Source organism: Agromyces sp. H66 (assembly GCF_004959775.1).
Taxonomy (GTDB): Bacteria; Actinomycetota; Actinomycetes; order Actinomycetales; family Microbacteriaceae; genus Agromyces.
The window spans coordinates 532,599-546,121 of the sequence record NZ_SJZG01000001.1 but is presented as its reverse complement, the minus strand read 5'-3'; the positions used below and the strand labels follow the sequence as shown (position 1 = coordinate 546,121).

Genomic DNA, 13,523 nt, shown 5'->3' with positions numbered 1-13,523 from the left:
GTTGACGGCTCGACCTACGTCAACTACGGTTGACGACCTGGACGACGGAACCCTTCGCACCGCGATCGCCGCGGCCGACGGCGACGACCCGAATCGGGCGCTGCGCGACCTGCACCATGCCCGCATCGAGGTCAATCGCGAGCTCGACCGGGCCGAGGCGGTGGCCGTCCGGCGCGCTCGCGCCGCCGGCGCCAGCTGGCAGATCATCGCGCTCGCGCTCGAGGTGTCGAAGCAGGCGGTGCACAAGAAGTACGGCCGGGGGTAGCCGGCCACATCTTCGTCGCAGCCGGGACACGTATGCTGCAAGGCGGCGACGGCGCGGCATCCGAGCGGATGCGGCATCCCTTCGACGGCTTGCGACCGCGCCGCTCACCGCGCGGACAGGAAGAGGACATGAGCGAGACCACCACCCGCGGACGACGCAGCCCCTTCGCGCGGCGCGACACCGGCACCGGACCACGCGCCACCTTCGGGCAGCTGCTGCCGTTCATCTTCGAGCATCGCCCGGTGCTCGTCTGGGTCGCCGGGCTCTCGGTCGTCGGCGCGCTCGCGAGCCTCGCCCAGCCGCTGCTCGTCAGCCAGGTCATCTCGATCGTCGAAGCCGCCGAGCCGCTCGGCTGGATCGTGTGGGGGCTCATCGCCCTCGTCGTCGTGAGCGGCGTCATCTCGGGCTACCAGCACTACCTGCTGCAGCGCACGGGCGAGGGCGTCGTGCTCTCGAGCCGCAAGCGACTCGTGGCCAAGCTCCTGCGCCTGCCGATCGCCGAATTCGACACGCGTCGCACGGGCGACCTCGTCTCGCGGGTCGGCAGCGACACGACGATGCTGCGCGCCGTGCTCACCCAGGGTCTCGTCGAGGCGATCGGCGGCACCGTCACGTTCGTCGGCGCGCTCATCGCGATGCTCATCATCGACCCCGTGCTGCTCGGGCTCACGGTGCTCGTCGTGGCGATCGCCATCACCACCGTGACCCTCCTCTCTCGACGCGTGCGCGAGGCGTCGCACCGGGCGCAGGAGAAGATCGGCGACGTCGCCGCGGCCGTGGAGCGCGCGATCAGCTCGGTGCGCACGATCCGTGCCGCCGGCGCCACCGAGCGCGAGATCCGCGCGGTCGAGGGCGAGGCCGAGGGCGCGTGGGAGATGGGCGTCAAGGTCGCGAAGATCTCGGCCCTCATCGTGCCCATCGCGGGCATCGCGATGCAGGTGTCGTTCCTCGTGGTGCTCGGCGTCGGCGGCTTCCGGGTGGCGAGCGGCGCCATCACGGTCGCGAACCTCGTCGCGTTCATCCTGTTCCTGTTCATGATGATCCTGCCGCTCGGCCAGGCGTTCGGGGCGATCACCTCGGTCAACCAGGCGCTCGGCGCGCTCGGCCGCATCCAGGAGATCCTCGACCTGCCCGACGAGGACGCGCACGATCGCGAGCTCGCCCCGCTCGCGCTCGTGGTCGGCGAGGCGAACGCCGGCGTGCTCCCGGATGCCCCGGCCATCGAGTTCGACGACGTGCACTTCGCCTATGCGACGACCCGCCAGGACCCGGCCGACCCCGACAACGACTCCGCCGACGAGCATCTCCCCGAGCCGAACGTCACGGAGCGCCAGCCCGTGCTGCGCGGCGTCTCGTTCCGGGTGCCCCGCGGGCAGCGCGTCGCGCTCGTGGGCCCGTCGGGTGCCGGCAAGTCGACGATCCTCGCCCTCATCGAGCGGTTCTACGACCCCTCGGTCGGCGCGGTGCGCATGGGCGGCCTCGACCTGCGCTCGCTCGACCGCACCGAGTTGCGCGCCCAGATCGGCTACGTCGAGCAGGACGCGCCCGTGCTCGCCGGCTCGCTGCGCGACAACCTGAGACTCGGCAGCCCCGACGCGACCGACGCGCAGTGCGAGCAGGTGCTGCGTGCCGTGAACCTCGGCGGCGTGCTCGACCGCGACCCGGCGGGCCTCGACGCGGCGGTCGGCGAGGACGGCATCATGCTCTCGGGCGGCGAGCGTCAGCGCCTCGCGATCGCCCGAGCGCTCCTCGCCGCGCCCCCGATCCTGCTCCTCGACGAGTCGACCTCGTCGCTCGACGGGGTCAACGAGCGCATGATGCGCGAGGCCATCGACGCCGTGTCGGCGGGGCGCACGCTCATCGTCATCGCGCATCGCCTCTCGACGGTCGTCGACTCCGACCGGATCTTCGTCGTCGACGCCGGCCGGGTCATCGGCGACGGCACGCACGGCGAGCTCGTGGCATCCGTTCCCCTGTACCGCGACCTCGCGGCGCACCAGCTGCTCGTCTGAGCCGGCCCCGCACCCCGCGTACACCGACGGAGCGCGGCTAGACTCGCGGGATGGCGCGCTTCGTCCTCGTGCTGCCGCTCGAGCCGCTCGTCGTGAACGACGAGTTCACCGTGGCGCAGTGGCCGCTGCACCTCACGCTCGTCGAGCCGTTCGAGACCGACGTCGAGGTCGAGACGCTGAACGCCGCGCTCGCCCCGGTCGCGGCCGGCGCGCAGGCGATCCCCGTCGACATCGGCGAGGACGCGATGTTCGGCCCGCGGAAGAACATCCTCGTGTCACTCGTGCGAGACGACGGCCGCGCCCTCCTCGCGCTGCGCGCCGTCTCGGCGGCCGCGCTCCGTGACCGGGCCGTCGATCTCGGCCACATCCGCGAGGACTACCGCCCGCACATCACCGCCAAGCAGCACGGCCGCGTGCGCCAGGGCGACCGGCTGACGCTCGACACCCTCGCCCTCGTCAGGCTGCGTCCGCCCGAGACGTCGCACCACGGCCGCATCGTGGGTTCCTGGCGGCTGGGCGGGTCGAGCGCTCCCGACGCGGCCGGCTGAATCAGGCGGTGTCGGCCCGGGCGGCGGCGGTTCGCGCCATGTCATCGCCGTCGTCGACGATGCGCTTCTGCCACGGCCAGCGTCCCGTGATCTCGAGCTCGAGCGAGAAGCTCAGGAACGTGCGGATGAGCACGATGATGCCGAGCACGACGACCGACTCGAGGGTCGGGGTCACCGCGACGGTCTTGATGATGTCGGCGGCGACGAGCAGCTCGAGGCCGAGGAGGATCGCGCGACCCAGCACCCGGCGGAAGCGCGTGTACACGGGACTCCGCCGCCGGAGGCCGCGGAATGCCGCGTCTGCTGTCGCATAGACCACCCCGACGACGATCGCCACGACGCCGACGACGTCGATGATCTCGCCGACCCGCTCGATGATCTCGCCGAAATCCATGCCGCCTCCTCGGGGCACAGGCTAGCGCCGCGACGCGCTCGGCGCGGTGCGACCTGCCGGAGACGGGAGCGACGGATGCCGCGGAACGACGGATGCCGCGAGCCGGCGCACCTTCCCGTGCACGCCGGCTCGCGGCATCCGTCGTCGACATGCCGAGGTGCGCCCGCTCGGGGCGCACCTCGGATGGCGCTAGTCGCCCTGGTGCTGCAGGTGGTAGCGCAGGCTCGCGAGCTCGGCGTTCAGCGCCGCCGGGACGCGGTCGCCGAACTGGGCGAAGTACTCCTCGGTGAGGTCGCACTCGGCCAGCCACGTCTCGTGGTCGACCTCGAACAGCTGCTCGACCGTGTCGTCGGCGAGGTCGAGCCCGTCGATGTCGAGCGAGCCGGGCGCGGGCAGCAGGCCGATGGGCGTCTCGACGGCCTCGGCGGCACCCTCGACGCGGCGCACGATCCACTCGAGCACGCGCGAGTTCTCGCCGAACCCGGGCCACAGGAACGAGCCGTCGTGACCCTTGCGGAACCAGTTCACCTGGTAGATCTTCGGCGCCTTCTCGCCGAGGATGCGGCCCATCTTGACCCAGTGGCCCCAGTAGTCGGCCATGTTGTAGCCGCAGAAGGGGAGCATCGCGAACGGGTCGCGGCGGAGCTCGCCCACCGTGCCCTCGGCGGCCGCGGTCTGCTCCGACGAGATCGTCGCGCCCATGAACACGCCGTGCTTCCAGCTGCGCGCTTCGGCGACCAGCGGCACGTTCGTCGCGCGACGGCCGCCGAACAGGATGGCGTCGATCGGCACGCCGTCGTGCGCCTCCCAGTCGTCGGCGATCTGCGGGCACTGGGCCGCCGCGACCGTGAACCGTGAGTTGGGGTGCGCCGCCGGACGTCCGGATGCCGGCGTCCAGTCGTTGCCCTGCCAGTCGACGAGGTGCTCGGGCACCTCGTCGGTGAGACCCTCCCACCAGACGTCGCCGTCGTCGCGGAGCGCGACGTTGGTGAAGATCGTGTTTCCCCAGAGCGTCTGCACGGCGGTCGGGTTGGTGCTCTCGCCGGTGCCGGGCGCGACGCCGAAGAAGCCCGCCTCGGGGTTGATGGCGTAGAGGCGGCCGTCGTCGCCGGGGCGCATCCAGGCGATGTCGTCGCCGATCGTCTCGACCTTCCAGCCGGGGATGGTCGGGCGCAGCATCGCGAGGTTCGTCTTGCCGCACGCCGACGGGAACGCCGCGGCCACGTGGTAGGCCCGGCCCTCGGGCGAGGTGATCTTGATGAGGAGCATGTGCTCGGCGAGCCAGCCCTCGTCGCGCGCCATGACCGATGCGATGCGCAGCGCGAACGACTTCTTCGCGAGCAGGGCGTTGCCGCCGTATCCGGAGCCGTACGACCAGATCTCGCGGGAGTCGGGGAACTGCACGATGTACTTCGTCTCGTTGCAGGGCCACTCGACGTCGGCGCGTCGGTGGCCGACGCCGTCGACGAGCGGGTAGCCGACCGAGTGCACGGTGTGCACCCACGGCTCTCCCGCCTCGATGAGGCGGTACACCGCGTCGCCCATGCGGGTCATGATGCCCATGGAGAGCACGACGTAGGGCGAGTCGGTGATCTCGACGCCGAGCTGCGAGATGTGGCCGCCGAGGGGACCCATCGAGAACGGCACGACGTACATCGTGCGGCCCTTCATCGAACCGTCGAACACGTGCGTGAGCTCCTCGCGCATCGCGTGCGGGTCGCGCCAGTTGTTCGTGGGTCCGGCGTCCTCCTCGTACGTCGAGCAGATGAACGTGCGGTCTTCGACGCGCGCGACGTCGCCCGGGTCGGTGCGCGCCAGGAAGCTGTTCGGCCGCCACTCGGGGTTCAGCTTGATGAGCTTGCCCTCGGCGAGCATCTGCTTGGTGATGAGGTCGGCCTCCTGCTGGGAGCCGTCGCACCAGACGATCTCGTCGGGCTTGGTCAGCGCCGCGATCTCGTTGACCCAGGCGATCAGGTCGGGATCCGTGGTGCCGCGTCGGGTACCGCCGGCCGCAGCGGATGCGTCGGTGCCGATCGAGAAGTCTGAGATCGTCATCTTCGTCCCTTTCATGTGGTCGACCGTCGGTCGCTGTTCACCTCGGTACTTCAAGGATGCGCCTCCTTCACGCGGTTGTTCGACCCGAGCGCGTGTTAAGAACCAAGAATCTTTCGCTATCCTTAAGCCATGAAGGCAGGCACCCCCGACCTGGCCATCCTGGGCCAGCGCATCCGTCACTTCCGCGGCGAGCGCGGACTCACGCTCGACCAGGTCGGCGAGATGGTGGGGCTCGCGGGCAGCCAGCTCTCGCTCATCGAGAACGGCAAGCGCGAACCCAAGCTCTCCACCCTCGACGCCCTCGCCCTCGCCCTCGACGTCGAGCTGGCCGAGCTCCTCGCGCGGGAGGCGCCGAGCCGGCGCGCCGCCCTCGAGCTCGAACTCGGGCGCGCGCAGTCGAGCCCGCTGTACGCGAGCCTCGGCCTTCCGCCGATCCGACCGGGCCGCGGCATCAGCGACGAGTCGCTCGAGGCCATCGTCGGCCTGCATCGCGAGCTGCAACGGCGCGCGAGCGAGGCCATCGCGACCCCCGAGGAGGCGCGGCGCGCGAACACCGACCTGCGCGAGCGCATGCGCGAGCGGGCCAACTACCTGCCCGACATCGAACTGCTCGCCGAGGAGCAGGTGCGCGCGTCCGGCCACCGCACGGGCGCCCTCACGCACCGCGAGGTGAGCGTCATGGCCGAGCGGCTCGGCTTCCAGCTCATCTACGTCAACGACCTGCCCGACTCGACGCGCTCCATCACCGACCTCGCCAACGGTCGCATCTACCTGCCGCCGGCGTCGATCCCCGGCGGCCACGGCCTGCGGTCCATGGCCCTGCAGGCCATGGCGCATCGGCTCCTCGGGCACACGCCGCCGGCCAGCTACGACGAATTCCTCTGGCAGCGGTTGGAGATCAACTACTTCGCCGCCGCCTGCCTGATGCCGCAGGAGGCGTCCGTCGCGTTCCTGCAGGCCGCGAAGAAGGAGAAGCGGCTCGCCATCGAGGACTTCCGGGACGCGTTCGGCGTGACGCACGAGGCCGCGGCACTGCGCTTCACGAACCTGGCGACGAGCCAGCTCGACATGACCGTGCACTTCCTGCGGGTGGCCGGTGACGGCGCGCTGCTGAAGGGCTACGAGAACGACGGCCTGCCGCTGCCGACCGACGTCACGGGATCGATCGAGGGCCAGTGGGTGTGCAAGCAGTGGAGCGCCCGACGGGCGTTCGAGCACACCAACCGCACGACGGAGAACTACCAGTACACCGACACCCCGGCGGGCACCTTCTGGGACGCCACGCAGACCGGACGCACGGATGCCGCGGAGTTCTCGATCACGGTCGGCGTGCCGTTCAACCAGGCCAAGTGGTTCCGCGGGCGCGAGACGACCGTGCGCGCCGTCTCGACGTGTCCCGACGAGGCTTGCTGCCGTCGGGCGCCCGACGGTCTCGCCGAGCGCTGGGCCGGGAAGGCGTGGCCGAGCGCCCGCCTGCATGCGCACGTGCTCTCGCCGCTGCCGTCGGGCACGTTCCCGGGCGTCGACGACGCCGAGGTCTACGAGTTCCTCGAGGCGCACGCCGACCACTGATCCCGCCATTCGGCGTTTCGGCCCCGAGGGTGCCGTGCACGCACGATGACGTGACGGTTGCGATAGTGTGCATCACACAGTATCGTGTGGAGCATGCAGGACGACGACCTCACCATCGGGCACCTCCAGGAGCTGCGTCGTGGCACCGTCGTGCTCGCCTGCCTCGTGCGCCTGCGCACGGCCGACTACGGGTACGCGCTGCTCGAGTCGCTCAACGCGCGCGGCATCACCGTGGACGCGAACACGCTCTACCCGCTACTGCGCCGGCTCGAGAAGCAGGGCCTGCTCACCAGCGAGTGGAACACCGACGAATCCCGCCCGCGCAAGTTCTATCGCACGAGTCCGGCCGGCGAGGCGCTCGCCGCCGAACTCACCGCCGACTGGCGACGCCTCGACGACGCCCTCACCCGACTCACGACCGGAGACGAATCATGACCGCCAGCCTCACCGACCGCTATGTCTGGGCCGCCGCACGCAGCGTCCCCGAGGCGCAGCGACCCGAGTTCCAACGCGAGTTGCGCGAGCGCATCGGCGACGCGATCGATGCGCACATCGCGCGCGGCGCCGCCGCGGCCGACGCCGAGCACGCCGCACTCGTCGAGCTGGGCGACCCGTGGCAGCTCGCCGCCCGTTACGTGGACCGGCCGCTGCACCTCATCGGGCCTCGCTACTTCGCGGCGTGGTGGCGCCTCGTGAAGCTTCTGCTCGTCATCCTGGTACCCCTCTCAGCGGTCGGCGTTCTGCTGGGACAGGTGCTCTCGGGCGCTCCGATCGGCGAGATCATCGCCGAGCCGATCACCGTCGCACTCTCGGTGGCGGTGCACGTCGGCTTCTGGACGACGCTCGTCTTCGCGATCGCCGAACGCAGCGCCACCGCGATGCCGGTCGCCACGTGGACGCCCGAGCAACTCCCACAGGTACGCGACGACGCCAGGGCGGGCCGACTCGGCGACCTCATCGGCTCGGTCGTGTTCCTCGCGATCTTCGCGGGGGCCATCGTGTGGCAGCAGGCCGGGGCGATCTTCGTCGACGGCGAGCGCCTCCCGATCCCCGTGCTGGATCCGGACCTGTGGTCGTTCTGGATCCCCTACTTCCTGGTCCTCCTCGCCCTCGAGGTGGCCTTCGCCGTGGTCATCTACCTCCGCGGCTGGACGTGGACGATGGCCGGCGTCAACGTGCTGCTGAACGCCGCCTTCACGGTTCCGGCGGTCTGGCTCTTCCTCAGCGGGCGACTGCTCGCCCCCGAGTTCCTCGACGCGATCTCATGGCCGTGGCCGAGCGGCGGGCCCGTGGTCGTCATCCTCACGTTCGTGTTCGTCGGCATCGCCGTCTGGGACATCATCGACGGGTTCCGCAAGGCCGCCGCCAACCGCAGCATGCCCGTGGCCTCGGTGGTCGGATAGCGACGCGCAGCGCGTCTCCTACTTCGGCTGCATGCGGATCGCACCGTCGAGCCGGATCGTCTCGCCGTTCAGCATCGGGTTCGCGATGATCGAGCGCACCAGCGCCGCGTACTCGGTGGGGTGACCGAGACGCGACGGGTGCGGCACCTGCGCCTCGAGCGACGCGCGAACGTCGTCGGGCATTCCCGCCATCATGGGCGTCTCGAAGATGCCGGGCGCGATCGTGACGACGCGGATGAGGAGCTTCGACAGGTCGCGCGCGATCGGCAGCGTCATGCCCACGACGCCGCCCTTCGACGCCGAGTAGGCCGCCTGGCCGATCTGGCCGTCGAACGCGGCGACCGATGCGGTATTGACGATGACTCCGCGCTCGGCCGTGGACGGGCCGCCCGGCACGCCCGCCGACACCGGCTCGGTCGCGGCCATGGCGGTCGCGGCGAGCCGGATCACGTTGAACGTGCCGATGAGGTTCACCCGGATCGTGCGCTCGAACGCGTCGAGCGGCGCCGGCCCGTCGCGCCCGACCGTGCGGTTCGCGGTGACGATGCCGGCGCAGTTCACGGCGACGCGGAGCGGCGCGATCGCGGATGCGGCGTCCACGGCGGCCCGCACCTGCGCCTCGTCCGCGACATCCGCCCCGACGAAGCTCGCGCGCTCGCCGAGCTCGGCCGCGGCCTCCTCGCCCCGGGGGCCGGGCAGGTCGACGAGCACGACGGATGCCCCGCCGTCGATGAGTGCGCGAGCGGTGGCCTTGCCGAGGCCGGATGCCCCGCCGGTCACGATCGCGGAGGTGCCGTCGAGTTCCATCTGGTGTGTCCTTTCGTGGTGCGATCTGGTTCGCCGAGTGACGACGTTCGCCGCCGAATGATGACGTTCGAACCGGGTTGGACCGTGCCGCCGGTATCACTCGGCGGCGAACGCCATCATTCGGAGACGGCTGGCCGGGAGTCGGTCAGAGCCGCTCGATGACGGTGGCGTTGGCCATGCCGCCGCCCTCGCACATCGTCTGCAGGCCGAGTCGACCGCCCGTGGCCTCGAGGTGGTTCACGAGGGTCGTGAGCAGGCGGGTGCCGCTCGAGCCGAGCGCGTGACCGAGGGCGATGGCACCGCCGCGCGGGTTGAGCTTCGCGGCATCCGCTCCGGTCTCCCGAAGCCACGCGAGCGGCACCGACGCGAACGCCTCGTTGACCTCGTACGCGTCGATGTCGGCATGCACGAGCCCCGCGCGTGCGAGCGCCTTCTCGGTCGCCGGGATGACGCCCGTGAGCATGTACAGCGGGTCGCTCCCGACGACCGAGAACGACCGGAACCGGGCCCGGGGCCTGAGATCGAGCTTCGCGGCGGCCTCGGCGCTCATGATCAGTGCGGCGGATGCCCCGTCGGTGAGCGGTGACGAATTGCCGGGCGTGATCCGCCAGTCGATCTCGGGGAACCGCTCGGCGACCGCGTCGGTGCGGAAGGCGGGATTGAGGCCCGCGAGCGACTCCACCGTCGTGGCGGGTCGCACGGTCTCGTCGACCAGCGAGTCGACGCCGGGCACGGGCACGAGCTCGGTCGCGAACGCGCCCGACTCCCCCGCCGCCGCGGCGAGCTGATGCGAACGAGCCGAGAACGCGTCGAGCTCCTCGCGCGAGAAGCCCCACTTCGCGGCGATGAGCTCGGCGGAGACCCCCTGGTTGACGAGTCCGTCGGGGTACCGGGTGCGCAGGCGGGAGCCGTACGGGTCGGCGCCGGCGGCGCTCGAGCCGAGCGGCACGCGGCTCATCGACTCCACCCCGCACGCGATGACGATGTCGGCGTGCCCGGCGAGCACGGCCTGGGCCGCGAACGTCGCCGCCTGCTGGCTCGACCCGCACTGGCGGTCGATGGTCGTGCCGGGCACCGTCTCGGGGAAGCCAGCAGCGAGCACGGCGTTGCGCGTGATGTTGTAGCTCTGCTCGCCGATCTGGCTGACGCATCCGCCGATGACGTCATCGATCAGCGCCGGATCGAGGTCGTTGCGGGACACGAGGGCGTCGAGGACGCCCGCGAGCAGGTCGACGGGATGGATACCCGAGAGGATGCCTCCGGGCTTGCCGCGCCCGACGGGCGTCCGGATCACGTCGACGATGACGGCTTCGGTGCTCATGTGTTCCAGCCTAGGCGGAGCGACGAGCCCGCGCGGGCTCAGCCGGCGGTGACCGGCTCCACCGAGCGCTCGAGCACGACCGGCTCGCGCTCGGGCAGCACCACCGGGTGCGTCCCGGCCATCGCCTCGATGACGCGCACGACCTGGCAGCTGTAGCCGTACTCGTTGTCGTACCAGACGTAGAGCACGGCGTCGGTGCCGTCGGCGATGGTCGCGAGGCCGTCGACGATGCCGGCGCGGTTCGAGCCGACGAAGTCGGTGGAGACGACCTCGGGCGACTCGATGTAGTCGATCTCCTGGCGCAACGGCGAGGTGAGCGACACCTGACGGAGGTAGCGGTTGAGCTCGGCCTTCGACGTGGGGCGCTCGAGCTGCAGGTTCAGGATCGCGAGCGACACGTCGGGCGTGGGCACCCGGATGGACGATCCGGTGAGCTTCCCGGCGAGCTCCGGCAGCGCCTTGGCGACGGCCTTGGCGGCACCCGTCTCGGTGATGACCATGTTGAGCGCGGCCGAGCGCCCGCGGCGGTCGCCCTTGTGGAAGTTGTCGATGAGGTTCTGGTCGTTGGTGTACGAGTGCACGGTCTCGACGTGCCCCCGTACGACTCCGTACGCGTCGTTCACCGCTTTGAGCACCGGCGTGATGGCGTTCGTCGTGCACGACGCCGCCGAGAGGATGCGGTCGTCGGGCGAGATGTCGGTGTGGTTGATGCCGTGCACGATGTTCTTCAGGGCGCCCTTGCCGGGTGCCGTGAGGAGCACGCGCGCCACGCCCGTCGAGCGCAGGTGCTGGCTGAGCCCTTCCTCGTCGCGCCAGCGGCCGGTGTTGTCGACGACGATGGCGTCCTCGATGCCGTACTGCGTGTAGTCGATCGAGGCCGGGTCGTTCGAGTAGATGACCTGGATGAGGGTGCCGTTGGCGAGGATGGTGTTCGCCTCCTCGTCGACCTCGATCGTGCCGGCGAACGGGCCGTGCACCGAGTCGCGGCGCAGCAGGCTCGCGCGCTTCACCAGGTCGTTCTCGGCGCCCTTGCGCACCACGATGGCGCGCAGGCGCAGGCCCTGCCCGTGGCCGGCGTGCGCGATGAGGATGCGCGCGAGCAGCCGTCCGATGCGGCCGAAGCCGTAGAGCACGACGTCGGTGCCCCGCGCGGGCTCGGCCTCGGGGTCGACGAGGACGGGAGCGAGCTCGCTGCGCAGGAAGTCGACCAGCGGCGCCTGCTCACCCGATGCGCGGAAGCGCGCCACGAGACGGGCCACGTCGACCGACGCCGGTCCGGGTCCGAGCTCGCGCAGGGCCTCGAGCACGCGCATGGTGTCGGCGAGCGGCAGCTCCTCGTCGCCGGCCTGACGCGCGAAGCGGTGCGCTTTCAACAGTTCGATCGCCGAGCGGTTGATGAGTCGCCGGCCGTGGATCGAGGTCACCACCCCGTGATCTCGATAGAGTCCGCCGATGAGCGGGATCATCCGCTCGGCGAGCTCCTCTCGGGCGATCCATTCCTCGCGTCGGGCGTCGAACTCGTGGGTCACGTGGTTCCTCCTCGACCGAGCGCGCCTGGCGTCGGCCTCGTCGTGGTGGGGGATGCTTCGATTCTACGGAATGCTCATGCCCTCGGCGTCATGCGCGGTTGCGGGCCATGCTCGGGCCATTCTATTATCGAAATTCCAGTTCGACTATTGAGCACCGAAGGGCTCCGATGACCGCCGCCGATCGAGCGGATGCCGAGACGTCGGCCGAGCGCGAGAAGGCGCCGCACTCGCAGACGCTCTCCCGGGGCATCCGGGTGCTCGAGGTGCTGGCGGAGGCCGACGGTCCGCTCACCATCGCGGAACTCGCCACCGCCCTTGGCGTGCACCGCTCGATCGTCTACCGGCTGTTGCGCACGCTCGAGGACCACGGCCTCGTCGGGCGCACCGCCGCGGGCAGCATCGAGCTCGGGGCGCGCCTCGCGGCGCTCGCCAGGAGTGTTTCGAGAGACCTGCAGTCCGCCGCGCTCCCAGAGCTCACGGCGGTCGCGAACGAACTCGGCATGACGGCCTTCGTCGGCATCCTCGACCACGGCGAGGTCGTCACCCTCGTGAGCGTCGAGCCGCGTCATGCGCACGCCACCGTCGCCCAACGGCCGGGCACTCGGCACTCGCTCGCGGTCGGCGCTCCCGGCGTCGCGATCCAGACGCTCCTCACACGCGAGCAGCGTCGCCGCGCCCTTCCCGCGGACGTGCGGCCCGATCTCGGCGACGACCGCATCACCGAGGCGCACGAGCAGGGCTATGCGGTCAGCCGCGACGAGGTCATCCCCGGCATGTCGTCGGTCGCCGTGCCGCTCGCGGTGCCCGGCCAGCCGCTCGCCGCCCTCGCCGTCGTCTACATCGGCCTCACGACCCGGCCCGACGAGATCGGGGCACGCCTGGCACAGGCGGCGCGCGGCATCCGTGCCGAGCTCAGCTGACGCCGAACTCGGCTGAGACTACGCCGCGATGTCGTCGACGAAGCCGACGTCGGAGCGCACGACCCGCTGCGGCACGCCCTCGAACACAGCCGCACGGGCGTCCGAGGCCAGGTACGCCTCCTCGAGCCGCCGGAACTCGTCGCGGTCGCCCGCCACGCTCACGGCCCACACGAACTCGTTCGACTCGCGCAGCCCGTAGGCGAACTCGATCGTGAACCCGGCAGGGGGCCGGACGGCCGGCATCGCCTCGTGCCACCACTCGACGAATGCGTCGTACGCGCCGTCGACGAGGGTGTACCTGCGGAGCTGGATCGTCTTCACCGGTCCATTCTGGACGATCGCGCCCGCATAGCGGACCTGCGACCGCCGCGCAAGCGGCTGGACAGACGTGGCGTTCGGTGGTCGAGTGGCCCCATGGTCGCACTCCGCGAACCCGTGGAACGAAGGACCATCCGTCGAAGGGAAGATCCGTGAACATCCTCCTGATCATCGTCGCCATCATCGCCGTCATCCTGCTCTTCACGGGCGGGTTCGTCGAGTCGCTCAACTTCCTCCTGTGGGTCGGCATCGTCCTGCTGGTCATCGCGGTCATCGTGTGGCTGGTGCGGATGCTGACGGGCAGCCGTCGAGTCTGACGCGATCGATCCCGGTTCGTGCGCGGTGGGTCAAGCCCCCCGCGCCGACGGGCAAGTGGGCT

The 13,523-nt window shown here is 70.7% G+C and carries 14 protein-coding genes; 8 read left to right on the top strand and 6 right to left on the bottom strand.

The window, feature by feature from the left end:
• Window position 1: 1 nt before the first annotated feature.
• The 3 genes from EZM51_RS02615 to EZM51_RS02605 all read left to right on the top strand — a co-directional run bounded on the left by EZM51_RS02615 (window position 2) and on the right by EZM51_RS02605 (window position 2,825).
• Window positions 2–265 carry a hypothetical protein gene (locus EZM51_RS02615; protein ID WP_349236053.1) on the top strand — a complete coding sequence of 88 codons (264 nt, stop codon included), beginning with the start codon at window positions 2–4 and terminating at the stop codon, window positions 263–265.
• Between the two features lie 128 nt (window positions 266–393).
• Window positions 394–2,277: an ABC transporter ATP-binding protein gene (locus tag EZM51_RS02610; protein WP_136706653.1), complete on the top strand. Its 1,884-nt coding sequence runs from the start codon at window positions 394–396 to the stop codon at window positions 2,275–2,277.
• Between the two features lie 50 nt (window positions 2,278–2,327).
• Window positions 2,328–2,825, top strand: a complete 498-nt coding sequence (locus EZM51_RS02605) for a 2'-5' RNA ligase family protein (protein ID WP_136706652.1) — start codon at window positions 2,328–2,330, stop codon at window positions 2,823–2,825.
• 1 nt (window position 2,826) lies between these two features.
• On the opposite strand, the gene EZM51_RS02600 is transcribed toward EZM51_RS02605, so the two are convergent.
• Together EZM51_RS02600 and EZM51_RS02595 are read right to left on the bottom strand one after the other, a co-directional pair.
• Window positions 2,827–3,219, bottom strand: a complete 393-nt coding sequence (locus EZM51_RS02600) for a DUF1622 domain-containing protein (protein WP_136706651.1) — start codon at window positions 3,217–3,219, stop codon at window positions 2,827–2,829.
• 189 nt (window positions 3,220–3,408) lie between these two features.
• On the bottom strand, window positions 3,409–5,274 hold the full coding sequence (locus EZM51_RS02595; protein WP_136706650.1) for a phosphoenolpyruvate carboxykinase (GTP): 1,866 nt from the start codon (window positions 5,272–5,274) through the stop codon (window positions 3,409–3,411).
• Between the two features lie 129 nt (window positions 5,275–5,403).
• On the opposite strand from EZM51_RS02595, the gene EZM51_RS02590 reads away from it, so the two are divergent.
• The 3 genes from EZM51_RS02590 (at window position 5,404) to EZM51_RS02580 (ending at window position 8,249) form a co-directional block, all read left to right on the top strand.
• The gene (locus tag EZM51_RS02590; protein WP_136706649.1) at window positions 5,404–6,846 is read left to right on the top strand and encodes a helix-turn-helix transcriptional regulator; all 1,443 of its coding nucleotides are present in this window, start codon (window positions 5,404–5,406) and stop codon (window positions 6,844–6,846) included.
• Window positions 6,847–6,939: 93 nt separating this feature from the next.
• The gene (locus tag EZM51_RS02585; RefSeq protein WP_136706648.1) at window positions 6,940–7,281 is read left to right on the top strand and encodes a helix-turn-helix transcriptional regulator; all 342 of its coding nucleotides are present in this window, start codon (window positions 6,940–6,942) and stop codon (window positions 7,279–7,281) included.
• Window positions 7,278–8,249, top strand: coding sequence for a permease prefix domain 1-containing protein (locus EZM51_RS02580; protein ID WP_136706647.1), 972 nt, complete (start codon window positions 7,278–7,280; stop codon window positions 8,247–8,249). Before EZM51_RS02585 ends, EZM51_RS02580 begins: the two co-directional genes overlap by 4 nt.
• Window positions 8,250–8,267: 18 nt before the next feature.
• Here EZM51_RS02580 and EZM51_RS02575 read toward each other — a convergent pair whose 3' ends face one another.
• From EZM51_RS02575 to EZM51_RS02565, 3 genes are all read right to left on the bottom strand, one after another.
• Window positions 8,268–9,056 (bottom strand): 3-hydroxyacyl-CoA dehydrogenase, encoded by a 789-nt coding sequence (locus tag EZM51_RS02575; protein WP_136706646.1) that lies wholly within the window; start codon window positions 9,054–9,056, stop codon window positions 8,268–8,270.
• A 145-nt stretch (window positions 9,057–9,201) separates the two neighbouring features.
• Window positions 9,202–10,377 carry a thiolase family protein gene (locus EZM51_RS02570; RefSeq protein ID WP_136706645.1) on the bottom strand — a complete coding sequence of 392 codons (1,176 nt, stop codon included), beginning with the start codon at window positions 10,375–10,377 and terminating at the stop codon, window positions 9,202–9,204.
• A gap of 38 nt (window positions 10,378–10,415) precedes the next feature.
• Complete coding sequence (locus EZM51_RS02565) at window positions 10,416–11,906, bottom strand: glyceraldehyde-3-phosphate dehydrogenase (protein ID WP_136706644.1); 1,491 nt, start codon at window positions 11,904–11,906, stop codon at window positions 10,416–10,418.
• Between the two features lie 167 nt (window positions 11,907–12,073).
• On the opposite strand from EZM51_RS02565, the gene EZM51_RS02560 reads away from it, so the two are divergent.
• The gene (locus tag EZM51_RS02560; RefSeq protein WP_136706643.1) at window positions 12,074–12,826 is read left to right on the top strand and encodes an IclR family transcriptional regulator; all 753 of its coding nucleotides are present in this window, start codon (window positions 12,074–12,076) and stop codon (window positions 12,824–12,826) included.
• A gap of 18 nt (window positions 12,827–12,844) precedes the next feature.
• Here EZM51_RS02560 and EZM51_RS02555 read toward each other — a convergent pair whose 3' ends face one another.
• Window positions 12,845–13,147, bottom strand: coding sequence for a hypothetical protein (locus tag EZM51_RS02555; RefSeq protein WP_136706642.1), 303 nt, complete (start codon window positions 13,145–13,147; stop codon window positions 12,845–12,847).
• Between the two features lie 149 nt (window positions 13,148–13,296).
• On the opposite strand from EZM51_RS02555, the gene EZM51_RS20435 reads away from it, so the two are divergent.
• Complete coding sequence (locus EZM51_RS20435; protein ID WP_169053757.1) at window positions 13,297–13,461, top strand: hypothetical protein; 165 nt, start codon at window positions 13,297–13,299, stop codon at window positions 13,459–13,461.
• Window positions 13,462–13,523: the final 62 nt, after the last annotated feature.

Bases quoted from the DNA above. Each gene is read 5' to 3' on its own strand.
- EZM51_RS02610 (WP_136706653.1), top strand. From the start codon at position 394: ATGAGCGAGACCACCACCCGCGGACGACGCAGCCCCTTCGCGCGGCGC.
- EZM51_RS02605 (WP_136706652.1), top strand. From the start codon at position 2,328: ATGGCGCGCTTCGTCCTCGTGCTGCCGCTCGAGCCGCTCGTCGTGAAC.
- EZM51_RS02600 (WP_136706651.1), bottom strand. From the start codon at position 3,219: ATGGATTTCGGCGAGATCATCGAGCGGGTCGGCGAGATCATCGACGTC.
- EZM51_RS02595 (WP_136706650.1), bottom strand. From the start codon at position 5,274: ATGACGATCTCAGACTTCTCGATCGGCACCGACGCATCCGCTGCGGCC.
- EZM51_RS02590 (WP_136706649.1), top strand. From the start codon at position 5,404: ATGAAGGCAGGCACCCCCGACCTGGCCATCCTGGGCCAGCGCATCCGT.
- EZM51_RS02585 (WP_136706648.1), top strand. From the start codon at position 6,940: ATGCAGGACGACGACCTCACCATCGGGCACCTCCAGGAGCTGCGTCGT.
- EZM51_RS02580 (WP_136706647.1), top strand. From the start codon at position 7,278: ATGACCGCCAGCCTCACCGACCGCTATGTCTGGGCCGCCGCACGCAGC.
- EZM51_RS02575 (WP_136706646.1), bottom strand. From the start codon at position 9,056: ATGGAACTCGACGGCACCTCCGCGATCGTGACCGGCGGGGCATCCGGC.
- EZM51_RS02570 (WP_136706645.1), bottom strand. From the start codon at position 10,377: ATGAGCACCGAAGCCGTCATCGTCGACGTGATCCGGACGCCCGTCGGG.
- EZM51_RS02560 (WP_136706643.1), top strand. From the start codon at position 12,074: ATGACCGCCGCCGATCGAGCGGATGCCGAGACGTCGGCCGAGCGCGAG.